The 21,979-nt window shown below is 58.5% G+C and carries 15 protein-coding genes; 11 read left to right on the top strand and 4 right to left on the bottom strand.

All coding sequences use genetic code 11. From position 1 onward, the window contains the following. The first annotated feature begins 1 nt into the window (after position 1). The 3 genes from ABNH18_RS10885 to ABNH18_RS10895 all read left to right on the top strand — a co-directional run bounded on the left by ABNH18_RS10885 (position 2) and on the right by ABNH18_RS10895 (position 3,623). On the top strand, positions 2-2,596 hold the full coding sequence (locus tag ABNH18_RS10885) for a CHASE2 domain-containing protein (RefSeq protein WP_349382830.1): 2,595 nt from the start codon (positions 2-4) through the stop codon (positions 2,594-2,596). Between the two features lie 200 nt (positions 2,597-2,796). Continuing rightward, entirely contained in the window at positions 2,797-3,255 is a 459-nt protein-coding gene (locus ABNH18_RS10890) for a c-type cytochrome (RefSeq protein WP_349383259.1), read from the top strand. A 2-nt stretch (positions 3,256-3,257) separates the two neighbouring features. After that, a complete protein-coding gene (locus ABNH18_RS10895) occupies positions 3,258-3,623 on the top strand; it encodes a c-type cytochrome (RefSeq protein WP_349382831.1) in 366 nt (121 codons plus the stop codon). Between the two features lie 166 nt (positions 3,624-3,789). Here ABNH18_RS10895 and rep read toward each other — a convergent pair whose 3' ends face one another. Next, a complete protein-coding gene (rep, locus tag ABNH18_RS10900; protein ID WP_349382832.1) occupies positions 3,790-5,811 on the bottom strand; it encodes a DNA helicase Rep in 2,022 nt (673 codons plus the stop codon). Positions 5,812-5,882: 71 nt separating this feature from the next. Here rep and rsuA point away from each other — a divergent pair, with 71 nt between their 5' ends. After that, on the top strand, positions 5,883-6,614 hold the full coding sequence (gene rsuA / locus ABNH18_RS10905; protein WP_349382833.1) for a 16S rRNA pseudouridine(516) synthase RsuA: 732 nt from the start codon (positions 5,883-5,885) through the stop codon (positions 6,612-6,614). A 317-nt stretch (positions 6,615-6,931) separates the two neighbouring features. Here the strand turns inward: rsuA and ABNH18_RS10910 are convergent, their stop codons facing one another. Then, positions 6,932-7,996, bottom strand: coding sequence for a fatty acid desaturase family protein (locus ABNH18_RS10910; protein WP_349382834.1), 1,065 nt, complete (start codon positions 7,994-7,996; stop codon positions 6,932-6,934). Between the two features lie 147 nt (positions 7,997-8,143). Here ABNH18_RS10910 and ABNH18_RS10915 point away from each other — a divergent pair, with 147 nt between their 5' ends. The 4 genes from ABNH18_RS10915 (at position 8,144) to ABNH18_RS10930 (ending at position 11,926) form a co-directional block, all read left to right on the top strand. Then, positions 8,144-9,172, top strand: coding sequence for an AraC family transcriptional regulator (locus tag ABNH18_RS10915; RefSeq protein WP_349382835.1), 1,029 nt, complete (start codon positions 8,144-8,146; stop codon positions 9,170-9,172). Positions 9,173-9,385: 213 nt separating this feature from the next. Beyond that, complete coding sequence (locus ABNH18_RS10920) at positions 9,386-9,874, top strand: NUDIX hydrolase (RefSeq protein WP_349382836.1); 489 nt, start codon at positions 9,386-9,388, stop codon at positions 9,872-9,874. 74 nt (positions 9,875-9,948) lie between these two features. Next, the gene (locus ABNH18_RS10925) at positions 9,949-10,704 is read left to right on the top strand and encodes an SDR family NAD(P)-dependent oxidoreductase (RefSeq protein ID WP_349382837.1); all 756 of its coding nucleotides are present in this window, start codon (positions 9,949-9,951) and stop codon (positions 10,702-10,704) included. Positions 10,705-10,726: 22 nt separating this feature from the next. Continuing rightward, positions 10,727-11,926 (top strand): acyl-CoA dehydrogenase family protein, encoded by a 1,200-nt coding sequence (locus ABNH18_RS10930; protein ID WP_349382838.1) that lies wholly within the window; start codon positions 10,727-10,729, stop codon positions 11,924-11,926. Between the two features lie 296 nt (positions 11,927-12,222). Here ABNH18_RS10930 and ABNH18_RS10935 read toward each other — a convergent pair whose 3' ends face one another. After that, complete coding sequence (locus ABNH18_RS10935) at positions 12,223-13,179, bottom strand: helix-turn-helix transcriptional regulator (protein WP_349382839.1); 957 nt, start codon at positions 13,177-13,179, stop codon at positions 12,223-12,225. Between the two features lie 173 nt (positions 13,180-13,352). Between ABNH18_RS10935 and ABNH18_RS10940 the strand changes: the two genes are divergently transcribed. From ABNH18_RS10940 to ABNH18_RS10950, 3 genes are all read left to right on the top strand, one after another. Further along, positions 13,353-18,515: an autotransporter domain-containing protein gene (locus tag ABNH18_RS10940; protein ID WP_349382840.1), complete on the top strand. Its 5,163-nt coding sequence runs from the start codon at positions 13,353-13,355 to the stop codon at positions 18,513-18,515. 10 nt (positions 18,516-18,525) lie between these two features. Continuing rightward, on the top strand, positions 18,526-19,164 hold the full coding sequence (locus tag ABNH18_RS10945) for an OmpA family protein (RefSeq protein ID WP_349382841.1): 639 nt from the start codon (positions 18,526-18,528) through the stop codon (positions 19,162-19,164). Positions 19,165-19,340: 176 nt separating this feature from the next. Further along, the gene (locus ABNH18_RS10950; protein WP_349382842.1) at positions 19,341-20,387 is read left to right on the top strand and encodes a PI-PLC domain-containing protein; all 1,047 of its coding nucleotides are present in this window, start codon (positions 19,341-19,343) and stop codon (positions 20,385-20,387) included. Between the two features lie 18 nt (positions 20,388-20,405). On the opposite strand, the gene ABNH18_RS10955 is transcribed toward ABNH18_RS10950, so the two are convergent. Next, complete coding sequence (locus ABNH18_RS10955; RefSeq protein WP_349382843.1) at positions 20,406-21,890, bottom strand: YifB family Mg chelatase-like AAA ATPase; 1,485 nt, start codon at positions 21,888-21,890, stop codon at positions 20,406-20,408. Between the last annotated feature and the right edge of the window lie 89 nt (positions 21,891-21,979).

Raw genomic sequence — 21,979 nt, forward strand, 5'->3', positions numbered from 1 at the left:
CATGCGCAATCGTTTGAGCCCGGATCAGCGTCGTTATCTGGCAGAGCATGTATCGGTGTTGTGCCTGGTGGTGGGGCTGTGTGCGCTGCTGACGATCAGCGGTGCGCTGTCCTTTGTGGATCGTTATATCTACGACAGTCTGCTGCAAACACTGCCGGATGAGCCGTCCCAGGACGTGGTTATCGTTGGGATCGACGAGTACAGCCTGCGCGAAATTGGTCGCTGGCCATGGGACCGCAAAGTCCATGCCCAATTGATTGACCGGCTCACCGACATGGGCGCAAGGGCGGTGCTCATGGACCTGATTCTGTCCGAGCCGGACCGCAACAACCCGGATTCTGACTTGGCCCTGGTGCAGTCCATGGCCGCTAATGGCCATGTGTACCTGCCTGTGCATGTGGAGCAGTTGCGCGCCGGCGGGCAGCTGATTGAAGTGTTGCCCTACTCGCCGTTTGCCCGCGCCGCCGCCGGGCTGGGCCATGTGGACCTGGATCTGGATGCCGACGGTGTGGCTCGCTCGGTGTATATGCGCTCGGGAATCGGTCAGGCCTGGTGGCCTCACATCACCCAGACGCTGCTGGTGCAGGAAGGCATTTTGTCTGAGCAGGTCTTCCCGGCGGACAAGGGCGAAGAGTTTTCCGGGCTGGCCAATGTGCGGCGTTATCATCGCTATATTCCCTTTGTCAGCGGCCCGAACAGTTACCCTCAGGTCTCTGCCGTCGAGCTGCTGGAAAACCTGATTCCCGAACAACTGATTCGCGACAAGATCGTATTGATCGGTGCCACCGCCGCCGGGCTCGGCGATATGTTGCCCACCCCCATGGCCAGCAAGGGCGAGTTAATGGCCGGGGTGGAAATCAATGCCAATCTGCTGGATGCCCTGCGTGCGGACCGGCTGGTGCGTGACCTGTCCATGCCCAGCTCGCTGGTGCTGGGTGTCATGCTGGCGTTGCTGGCGCCCTTGCTGCTGCCCTATGTGCTGCCACGCTGGAGTATGCCGCTGGTGTTTGCCGTGCTGCTGCTGTGCATGCTGGTGAGCATGGCCACGCTGATCTCCCTGCGGCTGTGGTTCCCGCCGTCAGCGGCCATGGCGGCGGCGATTATGGCTTACCCGCTGTGGACATGGCGGCGACTGGAATACTCCCTGTCCTATATGCGGAACGCTATGGAGCGGTTGTCGGAATACAGCGACCTGAACCAGCGTCTGACCCAGCCATCTTCGCTGGCGCAAATGGGGCGCATGCTGGAACAGGTATTGCCGGTACGTTCCTGGCGTCTACTGGGCGGTGAGAAGCCCTTGCGGGGCGGCGACAGCCTGCCGGCGGCCACCTGGAAGGGCGCGCTGGCGCGCCAGTACCGGTTCCGCCACGAAGGCCGTCGCTATGAGCTGGATCTGGTCTGGGATCAAGCACTGCACGCGGATACTTACGATTACTGGGTGCGTGCCATGCTGGTCCGTATTCGTACCCGGGCGCCGAATGTGGGGCCGCGTTACGAGGTGCTGGAAAAACACATCGAACGGCTGCGCCGGGAAGAGGAGCGTCAGGAAGCACTGACCCGTTTTTTCCAGGTGACGCTGGCGCAGATTCGCGAAGGGGTAGTAATTGCAGATGCCTGTGGGGTCATTGTTTATGCGAACCCCCAGGCTGCCTTCCTGTTGGGCCTGGAAATAGGGGCTCTGGACGCCGGGCAGCCGATGGTGACGGAGCTGGATCGGGAGCTGGAGCTGCGCGAGCACAACTGGGATGACTTGCTCTGCCGGACCCTCGGCGAGGGACGCACCCAAGTGGAGTGCCGTAACCGCCAGGGCACCGACCTGTATCTGGACATGCTGCTGGTGCATGCCGGTGATAATCCCGGTCGCATGATGATCATTTCCTTCAAGGACATCAGCGACGTGAAGCAGGCCATGCGGGCCCGTTCCGAAATGCTGGATTTCCTTTCCCATGACCTGCGTTCGCCGATGGTATCGGTGCTGGCGCTCACGGAAAAAATGCGCCAGAGCGGCGACCACGATGGCTTGCCGGCCTTTCTCGATAATGTGCAGCACTATGCCCAGCGCAACTTGAACATCGCCGAGCAATTCCTGCAGCTGGCCCGAGTAGAAGCGGTGGAATCCGTGGAAATGAACGAGCAGGACATGCTCGACGTGGTAGAAAGTGCCATCGATCAGGTGCACATTCAGGCCCAGCAACGGGATATCACCTTGCGGTTTGAGTACGACCCGGAGCAGGAAGTCTGGGTGCTGGGCAATAATGAGCTGCTGGAGCGCCTGGTGGTGAACCTGCTCACCAATGCCGTGAAATACAGCCACGAAGGCAGTTCTGTGGATGTGAAGCTATATGCTCAGGACAACCACGTGGGCTGTGAGGTGCGTGATCGCGGGGTCGGTATCCCGCCGGCATTCCAGGAGCGGTTGTTCGATCGTTTCAGCCGGGCTAACACCAGCGGTGGCGCTCGCACCCGTGGAGCCGGCATGGGCCTGCGTTTCGTCAAGGTCGTTACCGAGCGTCATGGCGGGGAGGTGCGGGTCCACAGTGTGGAGAGAGAAGGCAGCCGATTTACCTTGTTGCTGCCGCGGATTGAGCTCGCCTGACGGGGGCTGCCCAGCGGGCTATCATTCGGTCTGCGGGCCGAATTTTCGATTTGGCATCCGGTGTTAGGTCTCTGGCGTAACATCAAGCGTTTTGTCCCTACGGCTGGAGCGGGTATAATCGCCAGCCGCAGCGCCCACAAGAGGCCGTTAAGGGCTTCCGCGGCGAACCACAGAGAATTAGAGGTGTAATTGTGAAAAAGATGCTGACTGCCAGCCTGGTCCTGGTCGCTACCCTGTTTGCCGCCGGTAGCGTGGCTGCCAAGAGCACCAAGGAAATCTCCCCTTACCCGTTGGGCGAGCGCTCTGTATTCAGTGATCGCGCCATCGAAGAGCGTATCAAGCCGGTGGGATCTGTGTGTGTGGAAGGCGACGAATGTGGCAGCGCTGCCGCCCCGGCCGAAGAAGTGGCCAGCGGCCCCCGTTCCGGTGAGCAAGTGTATAACGCTTCTTGTGCCGCCTGTCATGGCACTGGCGCTGCCGGCGCCCCGAAAGTGGGTGATGCTGCCTCCTGGGCACCGCATGTCGCCAAAGGCGAAGCTACCATGCTGAAGAACGCCATCAATGGCATCAATGCCATGCCCCCGAAAGGCATGTGCATGGATTGCTCTGACGACGAAATCAAAGACGCTATCGAATACATGGTCAGCAAGAGTAAATAACCTTGCTGAGACCTCGTTGGTCCTTACCCGGAATCGTGCTGTCAGCGCTTGTGCTGACAGCCTGCTCCGACGACAGCGCCCCGAACACGAATGCCGCCACTGAAGCGGTTTCTCGTGACGGGGCGCAGTTGTATGAACAGTACTGTGTGACCTGTCACGGCTCCGGTGCGCTGGGCGCTCCCGGTGTCGGCAAGGAGCATCGTCTTTACTGGTCACACGAGGTGGAAGAAGAAGGTTTCGATACCCTGGTCCAGGAAGCGATTAATGGCATCAACTCCATGCCGCCACGCGGTGGTTGCTTCGATTGTAGCGACGAAGAAATCCGCAGCACTGTGATCTACATGCTGCAGAAAAGTGGGGCGAAGTAAGAAGAAGAGAAGCAGCATGCGACACGCTTCACGCAACAACGCGGGAGCGTTTTGTCCGTTCCCAATACAGAGAGGCCGCGCTCAAGGTTTGGGCGCGGCCTCTCTGCGTTCTAAAGCTGAAACTGGATTCGCGTTGCTGCGTGTGGCGTGAAGCATGCTGCGTGACCTAATCCAGTAACGCTCTGAGGTTGGCAATGCTGGCCTCAGCCACTTCCGCTTCTTTTGCTTCATCCTTTTGAATGCCGATACCCAAAAAATCGATGTCGTCCTGGGGCATTTCGTCCACGAAGCGGCTGGCGGTGGTGTCGTTTCTTTCGCCGTACTGTTTGCGCGTTAACGCTTGTGTCATGGCCAGGGTTTCCCGGGCGCGAGTAATGCCCACGTACATGAGGCGGCGTTCTTCGACGATGTTGTCTTCTTCGATGCTGGTGCGGTGGGGCAGGAATTCTTCTTCCACGCCCATCATGTAGACGTGGGGAAATTCCAGGCCTTTGGAGGCGTGCAGCGTCATTAACTGCACCCGGTCGGAATCATCTTCTTCCTGCTGTTGTTCGAGCATGTCCAGCAGCACCAGTTTCTTGATCACCGATTCCAGATCGCTGGCGCCTTCTTCTTCGTCTTCCTGTTTGTCCAGCATGCGCTCAATGCTGCGCACCAATTGCCAAATGTTCTCGATGTTTTTTTCACCGATGCGCGGGCTGGAGGCGTTCTGCATCAGCCAGCCTTCGTAGTCCATGTCGGTGATGAGTTCCTGCACCGCCTGCAAGCTGTTCTGGCCGAAGCAGAACTGCCGTTTGGTATCCAGCCAGGCTTTAAATTTTTGCAGCTTCTCGGCGGCTTTGGGGTTCATCACTTCACTAAGCGCCAAGTCATCACACACGTGATACAGGCCTTGTTCACGCTTGAGCGCCCAGGTGGCCAGTTTTTCCAGGGTGGCGGGGCCGATCTCCCGGCGGGGGGTGTTGATGATGCGCAGGAAAGCGTTGTCGTCGTCCGGGTTCACTAACAAGCGCAGGTAACACATCAGATCCTTGATCTCGCTGCGCGAGAAGAAACTTTTGCCACCGGAGACCTTGTAGGGAATCGACAGGCTTTGCAGTTTCATTTCCAGAATGCGTGACTGGAAATTACCGCGGTACAACACGGCGAAATCTTTCCACTGCAATCCTTTTTGCAGGCGGCGATGGAAGATATCGCTGGCGATCCATTCGGTTTCGGCTTCTTCATCGCGCAGCGCGGAGAAACGAATCGGTTCGCCGTAACCGTAATCGGACCACAGGCTCTTTTCGAACTCGTGGGGGTTGTTGGCGATGACGGTGTTGGCGGCTTTGAGAATGCGGCCGGTGGAGCGATAGTTTTGCTCCAGTTTGACCACCTTGAGAGTGGGCCAATCTTCCTGCAGCTGCGCCAGGTTTTCCGGGCGGGCGCCTCGCCAGGCATAGATGGACTGGTCGTCATCGCCTACCACGGTGAATTTGCCCTCGGGCAGGGTGAGCATTTTCACCATTTCGTACTGGGCGCCGTTGGTATCCTGGTATTCATCCACCAGCAGGTACTGAATGCGGTTGCGCCATTTTTCCAGAATACGCGGCTGTTCGCGGAACATGCGCGCGGGCATCAGGATCAGGTCGTCGAAGTCCACCGCATTACACACTCGCAGCATGCGATCGTAGCCGCCGTAGGCCATGGCCGCGCGCAGGTCGTCGTCGGTTTCGGCGGTGCTTACCGCTTCCTCGGGCAGCACCAGCGCGTTCTTCCAGTCGGAGATCCGTTTGTGGATGACATCCACCGCGTCCAGATCCCGTTCCGATTCACCCTGGCGCAGGATCTCCTTGAGGATTTCCTTGCTGTCGGCGCCATCTAAAATCGAGAAGCCGTTGCGCAGGCCGCACGCTTTTAACTCTGACTTGAGGATGCGCAGGCCCAGGTTGTGGAAGGTGGAGACAATCAGTCCCCGGGTCAGGTCGCGGCTGACCAGCTGCTGCACCCGTTCCTTCATTTCCCGTGAGGCCTTGTTGGTAAAGGTTACCGCCGCGATATGGCGCGCCGGAATCCCCCGCTCCTGGATCAGCCAGGCGATCTTGCGGGTGATCACGCTGGTTTTGCCGGAGCCCGCACCGGCCAGTACCAACAGAGGGCCGTCGGCGTAGTTCACGGCTTCCTGCTGGCGGGGGTTAAGCTTACTCATAGGGCTCCGGCACATCTGGGGAAAATCGGGTCGCCATGATACCAGCGATCCCCCTGCACTCCAGACACCTTATGTCGGTTATCATGGTGGTTTTCCTGGTAACGGTTTTGCCCATGCGTCTGGACTATTTTCTTGCCCACAGTGCCGGCCTCACCCGCAAGGAGGCCAAGCGCCTGATTAGCGGTGGTGCGGTGACGGTGGAGGGAGAGGCAAAGCCCAAAGCCAATTTGCAGTTGCGCCCGGACCAGGCGGTGGCCCTGCATGGGGAGCCGGTGCAGCGTCCGCGACAGCGCTACCTGATGCTGCACAAACCGGCCGGGGTGGTCTGTTCCACGGACGACCCGGAGCATCGCACGGTGCTGGACTTGCTGCCGGCTGAGCTCCGCCCGGATTTGCATCCGGCGGGCCGCCTAGACCGGGATACCACAGGGTTGGTGCTGCTGACCTCTGATGGGCAGTGGTCGCATCGACTTACCTCGCCGAACCATCAGTGCGGCAAACGCTACCGGGTGACCTGCACGGATCCGGTCAGTGACGAGGATTTGCAGGCCTTGGCGGATGGCATCCTGCTGCGCGGCGAGGACAGCCCGACCTTGCCGGCCCAGGTGGAGTGGGTGAATGCACACACCTTGAGGCTGACCATCACCGAGGGGCGCTACCATCAGGTTAAACGCATGCTGGCCGCCTGCGGTAACAAGGTGGTGGGACTGCACCGGGAGCAGATCGGCGACATCGTACTGGATGCCGATCTGGCGCCTGGAGAATATCGGGTACTGACAGAGGACGAAATCGCGGGTATCTGATCGTTTGCCCTGCGACCTTCGGCGGGGGGGGCGAGGACAGCGTAGCTGTCGGATTACGGCCTTCGGCCTAATGCGACCTACAGAACGGTTACGCGGAGAAGAGACTCCCACCTTGCCAGCGCATGCTGGCGGCATGGGGCAACAAGGTCGAGGCCCTGCGGCGGCGGTGCCAAGGCGATAGCATCGCGCCGACAGAGAGGCCTCTACAAAAAATAAAAGGCGGAGATACCTTGCTGGCATCTCCGCCCTTCGGTTTTATCATTGGTGTCATGTGTCATGTGTCATGTGTCATGTGTCATGTGTCATGCGTCATGCGTTCAGTTCAACTGCCCCTGCAGTTCCATTACATCCACGGTTCGCTCCGGGTTCAACGGATCGATCAGCGTCTTCGCGTCCTTGTACACCCGGGGTGTCTGGTAAAGCATCGCCACCGCTTTTACATGGCTGGGCGCCACGTATCGCTCCGGCATCTCCTGTTCCAGCCAGGCGCGCACTTTCGGGGATTGATCCGACCCCATTTTCGGGAACAGGTGATGCTCCACGTGGTGGCTGAAGTGGAAGTGCAGTGGATCGATCCAGCGCCAGGCGCGCACGCTCATGGAGTTGTCCACCGGATGGTTGTTGTCCATCTGCGGGCGCAGCATATGGTTGGTCAGGATGTAGCTCTGGCCGATGAAGTTAATGCTCATCATCGGAATCAGCACGGTGAAGATCGCCAGCGGGCCGGACACGATGGCCAGGGTGATCCAGGCGGCCATGCACAGATAGGACTGGCGGATGGCTTTTTTACGGTCGAAACCGTTGAACTCTTCGCGCTTGCGAGTCTGCAGGCGCAGCACTAGTTGGGCGTGGAACATGAAGGAATACAGCAAAAAGAAGTAGCTGTACCAGGTGCGCCCGCCAGGGGCCAGCTTGGTGAAGTTGGCGGTCTCCGGGTGCTTTTCATAGCGGTGCATGGTGCCAAACGAATCCGGATCTTTGTCGCCCAGGTTGGTATGGGCGTGGTGGGCCACATTGTGCCAACGACGCCAAAATTCCGGTGGCACCAGCGCCGGGCCGAAACCGATCCAGCCCAGCGCATTCTGCATGCGCTTGCTCATGCCCAGCGCGCCGTGGAGTACTTCGTGGGCAAGCAGCGCCTGGCAGGCCAGGGTGTGGCCAGCCAACAGAGATAGCAGCAGGTTGCCCCACCAGGGCAGGTTCAGCACCAGGATGGCGGCGATGCTGCCGATGATGATGATATTTAGGGGGATGAACCACAGGGCGCGCAATGGACGAGCCTTAAAAGCTGTGGGGCCCAGGTCTTTCTTTACGGCATCGCGGATAGCGCGGGCATCATCGGCGCCGAACTGGCGGCTGTAAGTGGGAGAATCCGTCGTCATGGGGCTGTCCTTGGGTTGTGCTGGCTGAGTGCGGCCGGGAAATTCTGAGGCAGGCATTGTCAGAGAGTGGGGGCCATTGGCGAAGTGCAGGGCTGGACACTTTTCGGTCATTTCCGGACAGGGCAAGAAGTAGCGTATGATGGGCTCATGAACCGTGACCGCTTTATCCAGCTTGACCCAGGCACTGGCCGTTCGCCGGTGCCGGTGAACTACGTCCGCAATCTGGTCGAACTGATCAGTGAGGTGGGTGTGGATACCCGGCGCCTGTTGCGCCAGGTGGAACTGACGGAAGACGAAGTCTATAACCCGGAGCCCGCGCTGCGCTTTGAGCAGTTCCGCCGGGTGATGGTGGGTGCCCGGGAAATGACCGGGAACCCCGCGCTGGGCTTGGCGCTGGGTCAACAATTGACACTGACCGCCCACGGCCTGCTGGGCTATGCGGCCATCAGCAGTGCGGATCTGGGCGATGCCCTGCGCCTGCTGGAGCGTTATTTCCGCACCCGTACTCGGCTGTGCGTACCGCGTATTGAGCCGTCTACGGAAGGGGTGCGTTTTTGCCTGCTGGAAAGTGTGCCGCTGGGCGATATTCGCGAAACTTACCTGGAAGTGGTGGTAGCCGCAGTCGTGGGTGGCATTCGTTACCTGCTGGGCGAGCGTTTTCGTGGCGCCGTACTGGAGCTGCCTTATGCGCCGCCAGCACACGCGGAGCGCTACCGCGAGCTGCTGCAAATGCCGGTGGAGTTTGGTGCGCAGGTGGCCGCTTTGCGGTTGCCGCATTCCTTGCTCAACGAACGCTTCACCTTGTCCGACCCGGCATCCCGGCACATGGCCGCGCAGAAATGTGAAGAAGAGCTGCAGCGTCTGGAAGCCGATCAGGACTGGGCTAGCCGGGTGCGTGCGCGCCTGATGCAGGCGGAAGGCATGCTGCCCAGCCTAGAGCAACTGGCGGGCAACTTTCATGTGACCTCGCGGACGCTGCGTCGTTATCTCAATGCACTGGGTGTCAGTTATCGCTCCCTGCTGGAAGAGGTGCGCATGACCAAGGCCATGGCTTATCTGCAGGCCAATATCACCGTGCAACAGGTGGCGATCAAGCTCGGCTACGCGGATCCCAGCAATTTCGCCCGCGCCTTCCGCAAATGGACCGGCCACCCGCCCAGCCATTTCCAGCCTTAATCCCAACCTGTTTTCCTACAGTCGGGGACTGGCTGCGCCCTTCATCCGAAGCTTCAGCCCCTTATTGGCGCGCCTCTCAAAGATTAAAATCTTCCTGCCTGACAGGTTTCCGTTTTTTGTCTTTCTCCACTCGCTCCTCGCCACTCGCTTCATCTGGCAATCCCCTCCCCATAACGCTAGTGTTCCCCGTCTGTTTCAGAAAAAAACACCTCTATGAGTAACCACGAACCGGTTCTGCTGGTCTCCCGGCATAATCACCCTCGCGGCAGTTGTCAGCGTGGGCGTATGCAGCGTCAGCGGTTGATTCACCGTGCTTCCTATGTGGTGGTGCAGGATCTGGCCGGACGCGTCTGTGCGCAAAAACGGGCAGAGGACAAGCATTTCTACCCTGGCGGCTGGGATCTGGCGGCGGGGGGAGTCATGCGCCCGGATGAAACCGTGGCGCAGGGATTGTCGCGGGAGCTGCATGAAGAATTGGGTCTGCAACGGCCGTTCACCCGCTGGCAGTGGTTCTGGTTTGCTAATCCTCACCATCGGGTCTGGGGGGCGCTGTCCTCCACCGTAGCCTGTCCGGATTCCGTTTCCCTTAGTGATGAGGTGGTAGCCGTACAATGGTTATCCGTTCGGCAGGCATTATCTCTGCCCGGCGCCACCCCGGACACGCGTTACGCCCTGTCCTTGCTGTTGTCATCGTCGTTCTGAGCGTTTTCGTCCTTGTGGCCAGCGGGCCGGCTGGGTAGCTTCTCTCTCTCAAGACAGAAAACGTTGAGAGAGTTATGACACAGCGATTCAGTGTGGCCGGAAAACGCATCCTGATTACCGGTGCCTCCAGTGGCTTCGGTGCCCATTTTGCCAAAGCGCTTGCGCAAGAAGGTGCCGATCTGGTGCTGGCGGCCCGGCGTGTAGAAAAGCTGGAAGATGCCGCCAACGCGGTGCGCGCCTTGGGCCGCGATGCCGTTGTTGTGCCCATGGATGTGAGCGATCACACCAGCGTGGAAGCCGCGTTTGCGGACATGCCGCCCCTGGATGTGGTGGTAAACAATGCCGGCGTATCCCATGAGGGGCCTACCGAAAATATTACCGATGAAGAATGGGATCGGGTCGTTGATACCAACCTGAAAGGCGTGTGGGCGGTTTCCAAGTTTGCGATCCAGCAATGGAAGCGCGATGAGCGTCCGGGCAGTCTGGTGAATATCGCTTCTATTCTTGGCCTGCGGGTGGGCGGGCGTGTGGCCGCCTACACCGCTTCCAAGGCGGCTGTGGTTCAGCTCACCAAATCCCTGGCGCTGGATTGTGCCCGTTACAATATTCGCTGTAACGCTATCTGCCCGGGGTATGTGGAAACCGATATTAACCGCGATTTTTTCAACAGCCCGCTGGCCGAAAAAATGCTCAAGCGCATTCCTTATCGCCGGCTGGGTAATATCGATGAGCTGGTTGGCCCGCTGTTGTTGTTGGCCTCGGACGCCTCTTCCTACATGAGCGGTGCCATCATCGCTGTGGACGGCGGTCACCTCTGCAATACCCTCTAACTGAATTCACCGAGGATAGATCATGGATTTTTCCCTGAGCCCGGAAATTGAAAGTTTACGGCAGAAAGTCGCCGCTTTCGTTGAAGCGGAAATCATGCCGCTGGAAAATGACAAAGCCAATTACGATGCCCATGAAAATTTTAAAGAAAGCGTGGTCGATGCGCTGAGAGAAAAAGCCAAAGCCGCAGGGCTTTGGGGGTTTCAGTTACCGAAAGAACGTGGTGGGCTGGACGTAGGCGTAGCTGGCATGGCGGTGTTATATGAAGAGGCCGCTCGTAGCCCGTTCGGGCCGGTGGTATTCAACTGTGCGCCGCCGGATGACGGCACCATGATCTTGCTCAACAAAATCCTCAACGACGATCAAAAAGCACGTTGGCTGCAACCCATGATCGACGGCAAAGTACGGTCCGCTTTTGCCATGACGGAGCCCGATGGCGGTTGCGGGTCCGACCCCTCCCTGACCTACACCTCGGCTACCCGTGAAGGGGACAACTGGATCATCAAGGGACGAAAGTGGTTTATTACCGGTGCCGAAGGGGCGCAGACGTTTATTCTGATTGCCAAGACCAGCGATGATCCGCGCAAAGGGCTTACCGCGTTTTTGTTTGATGCCGACCAGCCCGGCTGGGAAGTGGTGCGCCGCATTCCGATCATGGGGCCGGAAGAGCACGGTGGTCACTGTGAGCTCAAGTTCGATGGTCTGGTGATTCCTGACGAGAATCGCCTGTTGGAAGTGGGTGACGGCCTCAAGGTGACGCAGATCCGTCTCGGCACCGCGCGCCTGACGCACTGCATGCGTTGGCTGGGGCTGGCCAAGCGTTGCATGGAAGAAGCCGCGGGTTATGTGGAAAACCGTATGAGTTTTGGTACCACGCTGGCCGAGCACGAAGGCGTGCAGTGGATGCTGGGCGATGTGGCCAAGGACATCGAAGTGGGCCGGCTGCTGACCATGCAGGCCGCCTGGATGCTGGATCAGGGAGACTTTGCCAAGAAAGAAATTTCCATGGCGAAAATTCATGTGGCAGATACCTTGCACAAGGCGGCCGATACCGCGATTCAGCTGTGCGGCGCCCGCGGTTATTCCAAGGACACTCTGCTGGAATGGATTTACCGTTACGCCCGCCAGGCCCGCCTGGTAGATGGCGCCAGTGAAGTCCACAAGATGGTGCTGTCTCGTTTCTACCTGAAAGAGAAGCGCGGTTTCTTCAAGTGGGGAGTGTAAGCCGCTCCGCGGCCGCAACACGTAGGACGCAACACGCTTCATGCAGCATGCAATAACTCAAAAAGCCCCGCATTTGCGGGGCTTTTTTGTGCCAGAACGGTGGGTGCAGCTCAAACGATTTTTGTAGGAGTTCCGCTTGAGGGAGGAGCCGTGCGAAGCACGGAATCGGCGAAGGGCGATCAGAGGCATCCGGGTTCGTTAGGTATGTACCGAAAACACCCTTCGCTCGTCTCGCTGTACCCGGTTCGCGTCTCAAGCGCCGCTCCTGCAGAGGGGTAGATTTTTTCAGGGTGGGGTTACCCGTTGGTCGCCCGGCGCAATGTCCTCGCCGGGGTTTCGCCGAATCGGGACCGGTAAGCACGAGAAAAATTACTCACGTGAGCATAACCTGTTTTGTCCGCTACGACCTTCACCGGGTGCTCGCCGGTTTCCAGCAGTTGTTGTGCCAGCGTCATACGTTCATTGCGAATGAACTCCGCTAAAGTCTGATCGTTTTTCAGTTTGAAAAGCTGATCCACCCGGCTTTCTGTCAAACCAACATGGTCGGCCAGGGTGGGGATGGACAACGGTGAATCCAGGCTGCGGCTCACTTGATCGAGCAGCTCCTGGTAGGCCTGCTCTTCCCACATGGGCAAGGCATCATCGGTGAATGATGCATCTTCCAGTCCTTCGATTAGTTCAGACAAAAACAAGTTGGCGATAGCTTCTAACTTTAGCTCACGGCAGGCGCCGTTGGCGTGCTGGGAAAACAGGCCGGACGCCAATTGTCGCAAGCGAGCGCTGGGTGTCAGGGTGCGGATGTGGCAGCTGTTACCAAAGGGGGTATCAAATTCCTGTAGCGCGCCAGGCAGGCTGTTGCCAAAGCGTTCTCGCAAAATGCGTAACGTGGATGAGGCGCCAACATGACGAACCAGCTGGCCCTTATATAGCTGGAAGCGTGAGCCCTGTTGGTCAATCCGCATCAGCATGGCGGCGTCAGGATTGAGGGTGTGGTGCTCGCCATTGGGGCAAAGCAACTCGGACTGCCCTTGTATGTGCAGGGCGCTGCCAACCCAGGGCTCGTCAAAGCCCCCTTGCATGTCCAGACAACAGTCTTCCAACGCTTCGTATTCCAGCCGGTAGAGCACGATGCCACTGGGAAATTGTAGCCGCTCCATGCGGCCGCGAACGCCGGGAATATCGAATGTTTGTCCGCCGGACATATCCAGCGTATGTACGCTCGCGGGTGATAGTGTGCCGTCCGTTTTCCCCATTATTGCGAGTCGCTTTAGTCTGTTTTGTGGTTGGGGATGCGTTATCAAAACTGAATCTAATTCAGAAAGAAAAATGATAAAACGCCGGAAAGTGATAAAAGGGAGGCGTGGTTCTCGGCCTGCCCTGCTCCTACCCTACAGGGCTCATAGTGGAAAATCATGCCGGGGGCGTCATGTCACAGTTTGCTCAGCGCCATATTGGGGGGCGTTGTCTTGTCCGTGTTGGATTCTATCCTGTTTCCAGCGCGGTTTTTTCTTTCCTGTTGTTGCTCTCGGTGCCGGCCTGGTCTGCGCCGGATGGCGCAGATGGTACCGGCCATGATGGGACGACCGGCGGGCAGGGTGAGAATGGCAGTAATGGCAGCCTGTTCAGTAATGGCGGGCATGGCGGCGACGGCATGAGTCTGCTGTTTACCGGGGCGGCCCCATCTTTGTCTAGTGAATTCCTTCCCGGCGTAGATTGGACAACGGACCTGACAACGCTGCCCGGCGTCAGTAATGGTGACCAGTTCAGTGTGACTGTCGACGGTGTTACATCGATTATTACCATTAATACCGGTCTCCAACTTGGCGCACTGGGAGCGGCGATTGATGCGGTGCTGCTGCCCTATGGAATGAGAAGTTACGGTTACAATCGCGGATCGGGTCGCTTTACGCTGGATCTGCAGGGCAGCAGGAACTTTCTGTCTATGGAGCTGGCGAATGTAACCGGAACGCCGCTTTCCTCCACAGGGTTCGACTTTGGTGCCGTGCCGGTGGTTGTGGGCAGCAGCCCGCCGCCTTTTGAGCACGGCGGCGATGGCGGTAACGGTGGGGTTGGATTGTTACCAGACCCCGGCGATTATTACTTCACGTTTGCAAGCCTGGGCGGAGATGGCGGGGCCGGCGGGAAGTCTGACTATTATTATGGTGACGGCGGCAACGGTGGCGATGGCGGTGCAGGGCTGCATATTACCTCCCCTGATGACAGATTTACCCTGTTTTCCGGCGCGGAATTTCATGGCGGCAATGGTGGCAACGGCGGTGTAGGTGGCGCAGGGGGCATTGGTGGCGATGGTGGTGACGGCGCTGCGGGAATTCAGGCGGACGCCAGCGCCGACATCCATATTAACGCCGGTGCCTTGGTGCAGGGCGGTGACGCTGGCACGGGGGGCGGCGGCGGCACGGCCGGTGCCGATGGCATCGGTGGTTTTGGCATCACCGGTTCCGACCTGGCAGTGACCCTGGCCGGTACGGTCAATGCGGGTGCCAACCAAGCAACGGCGATTCACTTTGCCGGTGGCAGCAATCGCCTGACCCTGGAAAACGGTTACAGCCTGGGCGGCAATGTGCAGTCCAATGGCAGCACTGATGCGTTGGTGCTGGGAGGCGCCGCCGATGGTACCTTCAATACCAACACCGTTGGCACGGCCAGCACCGATATCTTTCGTGGCTTCGAGTCTTTTGAGAAAACCGGCGCCGGAACCTGGACGTTGGACGGAACAGCGGGCCTGGATTGGTGGGTGCGGGAGGGTACCCTGGTTGGTGCTAACGACAGTCTGTCAGGAAACATTCGCAACGATGCCTCCGTGAAACTGATTGCGGATTCCCTCGATTATTTCGGCGTCATTAGTGGCAGCGGAGATGTGTTGTGGGATGTATCAAGCGAGACTCTGATCGTTCGTAACCAGCAGCACTACACGGGCCTGACGCATATTGTCGGGGGGGTGCTGGACTTGGACTCCATGGATACCTTTGCCGGTGATATCTTGCTCGATAGTGGGGCGCAACTTGTCGGCAGCGGATTAAGCACTTCGACGCCCTATGCCAATACGATTTCCGGGGCCGGGGGGGTTCACCTTTCAGGGTCGGATGTGACCTGGACGGCGGACCATGCGTTCACCGGCGGCATGATCTTTAGTAATGGCACAAGCCTTACGCTGGGTACTGGTGGCAACAGCGGCTCCATTGTCGGGGATCTGCGGTTTCGCATCACACCTGGCACCTTGATTATCAACCGCGGCAACGATTACCGCTACGCAGGCGTTCTCTCCGGGCCGGGCAACCTGATCAAAAATGGCACGGGAAACTATTTCCTGTCGGCAGATCACACCATGACCGGTGCCGCCACGGTTAACGGCGGCGGCCTGTTCGTCAATGGCGCCATGGATGGTGTCACCGCCACGGTGAACAACGGTGGTCTGCTCGGTGGCAGTGGTTCGCTGGGCAATACCACGGTGCAATCCGGCGGCACGCTAGCGCCGGGCGATGGCTTGGGCACGCTCTCCATCAACGGCAACCTGACCCTGGCTCAGGGCAGTCTGCTGGATTTTGATTTCGGCGCCCCGGGGAGCGATTTCTCCACGCTGGGGCAAAGCGATAGCGTCACCGTCAATGGCGACCTGGCGATCAACGGTGCCTCCCTGAACGTGAACGACGCCGGCGGTTTCGGCCCGGGCCTGTACCGTTTGTTTGATTACACCGGCACCCTGACGGAAAGTAACGGCGGCTTGCAGCTGGCCGCGACGGACCCGTCGCTGGGCCTGCAATACCTGGCGGCCAATGGCCAGATCAACCTGATTAATGCCACCGGCACCGCCGTGAATTTCTGGAATGGCAATGGCCTGGCCAGTGGCAGCACCCAGGGCGGTGGCGATGGTACCTGGACCGCTACCAATTCGGTCTGGAGTGATGCGGCTGGCTCAATCACCGCCCCCATGATTCCCAAGCCGGGCTTTGCCGTTTTCGCCGGCGATGCGGGCACTGTCACTGTATCATCGGCGGATGGCGCGGTGGCCGTAGAAGGCATGCAGTTCGCCAGCGATGGCTACCGCGTAGCGGGTGACGGCCTCACCCTCACCGGCGCCGATGGCGAAATACGCGTCGGCGATGGCAGTGCCGCCAGCAGTGGCTATCAGGCCACCATCGACAGTGTGATCAGTGGCAACAACGGGTTGATGAAAACCGGAGAAGGCACACTGGTAATAGAGAGCAGGAACGACTACGTCGGTGACACCGTGATTGCTGCGGGCACGCTGCGTGCCTTGAAGAGTGAATCGCTGGGGGATGCCAGTAACCGCCTTGTTCTGGATGGCGGTACGTTCCATGTAGAAGGGGCGGCAATTCCAGACCTCTTTAATCGTCATCAACTGGCGTTGGGCAGTCATGGCGGCACCCTCTGGATGGCGCAAGACGCGACAGTACGCAGCGACCTGACCGGTAGCGGGGCGCTTACGGTGGCGGGCAGCAGGACTCTGAACCTGGAAGGCAACAATGATTTTTCCGGTGGCCTGATTATCGACGGTAGCGGTGTGCAGGCCGAGGTCGGCGGACTGGGCACCGGCTCCATCGAAAACAACGGTGAGCTTGGTCTGCAAGACGCCGGGCAAGCCGAGCTGGGCAATGACCTGTCCGGCTCCGGTTCGATCAGTATGAGCGGCGGGGGCGAGGTTCGCCTGACCGGCAACAATACCTCGTTTAGCGGCCAATTCCGTTTGTTTAACGGCGCCTTGATCGGTGACGCGGAGGCCTTTGGCAGCGCAGCCATCGAGAACCGAACCCGCCTGGTGCTGGATCAAGCCGCAGATGGGGTATTCGACAACGCGTTAACAGGCAGCGGTGATCTGGAAAAAACAGGCAGTGGTGCGGTTTCTCTGGCCCAGGATGCCACCGCCTTCACTGGTAGCACGGTGATTCAGCAGGGGCGCCTCAATGCCAACAGCAACTGGAGCAACAGTGCCTTCACTGTAGAGAACAGCGGCGTGCTCGGCGGCACCGGCCAGGTGGGGGATACCACCATTGAATCTGGCGGTACGCTGGCCGTGGGCAATTCCATTGGTACCTTGAATATCAATGGCGACCTGACCTTTAACAGCGGCAGCCAGCTGGCACTGGAAGTGGATCCGGCCAGCACCAGCAGCGACCGGATCGAGGTGAGCGGCCAGGCCAATCTGGCAGGGTCTGTGTTGCATGTGGGCAACGATGGCACCTACTTGCCTTTCAGTACCTATACCTTTCTCAACGCGGCCGGTGGCATTAACGGCCAGTTCGATGATGTAAGTTCCAATTATGCCTTCCTAAACCCGGTGTTGAGCTATGGCAGCAATACCGCATCGCTGGAATTGCTGCGCAATGACCTGTCGTTTGCCAGTGCAGCCTTCACAGACAACCAGCGGGCGGTGGCCAACAACGTGGATGGCATGACCATCAATGATTCCCTGTATCGCCAGGTGCTGCAAATGAGCAAGCCCCAGGCCGCACAGGCATTTACTGCGTTTAGCGGTGACAGCCTGTTGGCGAGCCTGAGTGTCGGGCGCCAATTGCAGCAGGCGTTTGCCAACGGCATGCGCCAACGGGGCCGCAATGTGGGCGGACATTCCGATGGCGGTATGGATGCGAGGCTATCCCGCGAATTGCAGGCGCTGGCGGCGCCGTCGGACCCTTATGCGCAAGCGGCTCAGGCTGCCCAGAAGAGCCAGGTGCCACTGGCGGCATCGGCGGCGGACGGTGAGTCGGTGAAGGGTGGCGACACCCGCCGTAATGGCGTCTGGGTGCTGGCCCAGTCCTCCCGTTTTGAGGAGCAAAGCCAGAGTGGTGTGGGTAATGCGGCTTATACCTTCCGGGGGGATCAACTGGCGCTGGGGCTGGACCATCAATGGGATCGCTGGATGCTGGGGGTGGCCGCCGGTAGCGCTGACGGCGCGCTGGACTACGACAACCGCCAGGCGGATGGCGATGTGTCGTCCTGGTTCGCGGGGGTGTATGGCCGCTGGAGCAGCCGGGGCGCCTGGTATATGCGTGGTGACCTGAGCTACGGCAATAGCGATGTGTCCCAACAACGGATTGTTAGTGGCACCCCGGCCGAGTCCGACAGCAGCGTGGATGCGCTGCGACTGGCACTGGAATCCGGTTGGGATCTGGCCTGGGGCGAAACCGGTTTGCATCCCTATGCGATGGTTTCCATGACCCGTATTGAACGAAACGGTTTTAGCGAAACTGGTGGCGGCATCGCCGGGCTGGCCGTGGACGACAGCGAGCTGAACAGTGGCGAAGCCTGGCTGGGCGCAGACCTGTCCCGTGCGTTTGTTCTGGGCGGCGACTGGTTTGTGGCGGAAGGGGGGCTGGCGGTGGTGCAACCGTTCGGCGACACCCAGCCGGAACAGAGTGCCCGGTTTGCCGGAACGCAACAGGGGTTCACCGTGTATGGCGCCGATCAGAATGATGCCCAGTTAGCGGCCAATGCCGGTGCCGAGTGGCTGGTGACGCCCGACTTCTCCTTATGGCTTGGCTATCGTGGGCGCTTTGGTGGGGATACCGAAAGCCATGGTGGGCTGCTCAGCGCCAACCTGACCTGGTAAGGATTCAACGATGAAAAAAATCAACATGCTGATCGTGGTTGCCATGGGGCTTTCTCTGGTTCTGTCAGGTTGTGCTACGCAAAACGACGACAACCCATGGGCGGGTTATCGCACTGACGGTGATGGCAATCTTTTGAAAACATCAGAGGGCCGTTGCTGGCGAACCGCGCAGTGGACTGCGGAGATGGCGGTGCCTGAGTGTGATGTGGCGATCACAGGAGAGCCTGATGTGCCGGTACCTGTAGAGCTGCCCGGGGCTGATATGGAAGAGCCGGTTGCCGTACCGGCACCGATGACTGTGGTCTTTACTTTTGACTCGGCGTCTCTCAGCGACGCCAGCCGGATTGCACTGAAAGCCTGGTATCAGTCTGTTGCGGCGCTCAAATCTCCAAGCGTGGAAATGCATGGTTATAGCGACCCGCTGGGTGGTGATGTTTATAACCGGGACCTGGCAGAGCGCAGGGCGCAGGCTGTTGCCCAATGGTGGCAGCAGCAAGGCGATAGCATTGCCGAAGTCACGGTGATTGGTCATGGGGAGGACCACTCGGTGACAGGAGCGCGTTGTGAGTCTTTGCGCGGTGATGCTCTGAAGCAGTGTCACCAGCAGGATCGCAGGGTGCAGCTTGTGGCCAGATCGGCGGCGGAATAAGCCGTTAAAAACCCGTAAAGAAAGGCAAGGTGTACCTGTGCCAGTTGTGGGGCGCAGGTTGTTAGCACGTTTTGGTTGTGGATGACGCAGGTCAGGATGAATCCTGCAGTTCGGACGGTTGAATCGCCGTCTGCCAGAAAAATCAATAAATAATAAATGCATGGAGAAGAACGAATATGGATTATTCACCAGAGCACTGGATGTCTGATATTTATGAGAGCATCAAGAATAAGCCGATTAATGGAATATGTTGGCCTGCGTCACATGATTCAGGGATGAGTGCAGTTAATAAGAGTTTACATTCTTTGGTAGCTAATGAATGTAATACAAAAACGCAAAGTAAAACGATAGGTGAGCAGCTTGGGTCAGGTGTAAGGGTTTTTGATCTTCGTCCCTTTATGTGGCTAAGCAGGGAAGGGAAGAGTAAGTACCTTGCGCACTTTAACTATGACCCAGCGCTAGGTGCGTGCGGGGAGTCGCTGTCGTCAGCGCTGAGTTCGGTTCTTGAATTTATAAACCGGAAAGGAAATGAAAAAGAAGTGGTTTTTCTTCAATTTTCCCACTGCTATAAATTGGGATATACAGAAATGCCGGTAACTAATATAAAGTTCGACAATACTGTTCTGTCGCCGTTTTCTGTTAATGATATCGAAGATTTGAAAATCGATATCAGCAGCGTTTTGGGTGGGGATGTTTATGTTTCGGATAATTCTGATGTAAATGTAGGGACTTTAAAGTTAGATGATGTTGTAAATTCAGGGCGAAGAGTTTTTGTTACTATTCAGGATGAAAGCTTTAGGCCAGACGTGGCATCAGGTTTTCTCTCCATTCAGACGCCAAAATATCATTATATAAGAAAAATGAATTCATGTGTGTCTTATTCGGATTCGATAAACGTGAAGTCATTTTATCAGTACGCCGATACAAGTAGTCTGGAGGTTATGGAAGAGGCTGAACGTAAGATGTTGGAGAAGTATCCTACCTGTTATGAAGCGGGGGACGGGGTCTTCTCTGGCTTATCTTGGACGCTGACAAGAACTGACTGGGCTTTCGGTGAGTGCATACATGTTTTGGCAGAAAAAGCCAACAATGCTTTTCCGGGAAAGATTAATGATTATTTAAAAGATGGCGTAATAACAAAAAAAACCAAGCCTTCTGTTGTATGGTTTGACTATTACTCCGAGGCTTGTCTCGAGCCACTGATCATGTTGAATAGATTGTAGGCTGATGGTGAAGTCGGTCTATTCGTTCATCGTCTGGCGGTAGCTCAAGGCTTCGCGAAGGTGGTCGCGCTCCACCTCTTCGCTGCCATGCAAATCGGCGATGGTGCGGGCCACCCGGGTGCTGCGGTGCAGGGCCCGGGCAGATAGCCCCAGCCGGTTCATGACGCTGGCGAGCCAGTCCCGGTGGGGGCGCAGCAAGGGCTCTAGTTGATCGGTGCTCAGTTCCCTGTTCAGTTGTTTTTGCCGTAGCCATTGCCGGCGCCAGGCGTCTTTTACCCGTTGGCGTACTGTGTGGCTGGTTTCTCCCTGTTTGTCTCCGAGTAGTTCATTGGCGTCCACCGCCGGTACGTCCATATGCAGATCAATACGATCCAGTAATGGGCCGGAGAGCTTGCTCTGATAGCGTTTGGCTTTTTCGCAGCGATATCCGCAGCTTTTCTCCGGGTCACCTAAATAGCCGCAGGGGCAGGGGTTCATGGCCGCGATTAGTTGAAAGCGTGCCGGAAAGGTCAGCTGCTGCGCAGCGCGGGCGATGCTCACCTCGCCGGTTTCCAGTGGTTCACGCAATACCTCCAGCACGCGCCGGTCGAATTCCGGTAATTCATCCAGAAACAGAATGCCGTGGTGGGCCAGGGAAATTTCCCCAGGCCGGGGGTAGCTGCCGCCACCCACTAGGGCCGTGGCTGAGGCGGTGTGGTGTGGCGCCCGGTAGGGGCGTTGATGAAACAGGGTGTGATCGCGCGCTTGGCGTAGGGAGTAAATCGCCGCGACTTCCAAGGCCTGGGTCGGATGCAGTGGTGGTACTAATCCGGGCAAGCGGGAGGCCAGCATGCTCTTGCCGGCGCCAGGCGGCCCGGAAAGAAGCAGAGAGTGCCCCCCGGCGGCGGCGATTTCCAATACCCGTTTGGCATGGGCCTGACCGCGGATTTCTGACAGGCAACCGCCTTGATACTGACCGGCTTGTGGGGCGTTGCATTCGTGTAGTGGCAGCGGCGTTTGCCCGGCCAAGTGTGCGGCCACTTGAGCCAGTTGGTCGGCGGCAATGGTGCCGGCCCCAGCGAGGGCGGCTTCGTCGGCGTTGTCGCGGGGCACAATCAACGTGCGGCCAGTGGGCTGGCAGGCCAATGCGCAGGGTAGCATGGCGGGGACCGGGCTTAACGTACCGTTTAATGCCAGCTCGCCGATGAATTCGTATTGCTCGGTGTCGATGCGTCCCAACTGGCCGCTAGCCAATAAAATCCCCAGCGCGATGGGTAGATCGAAACGGCCACCGTCCTTGGGCAGGTCTGCAGGTGCCAGGCTCACGGTGATGCGTCGTTGGGGAAAATCGAAGCCACTGTTCACCAGCGCCGAGCGGACCCGGTCGCGGCTCTCGCGCACGGCGGTATCGCCTAATCCGACGATAGTGAATGCAGGTAAGCCTGGTGCCAGGTGGGTTTCCACCCGCACGGTGCGGGCTTCAATCCCTATCGGGGCTCGGCTGTACAGCAGCGCATGCGTCACGATTCCTCACAGATTCAATGGCTTGTGAGGCAGTGTACGAGCTGGGGGTGTGAGTGCCTGTAGGTCGGGGCGGATAGTGGACGTAGGAA

It is taken from the genome of Alcanivorax sp. (genome assembly GCF_040118815.1).
In the GTDB taxonomy this organism is placed as follows: Bacteria; Pseudomonadota; Gammaproteobacteria; order Pseudomonadales; family Alcanivoracaceae; genus Alcanivorax.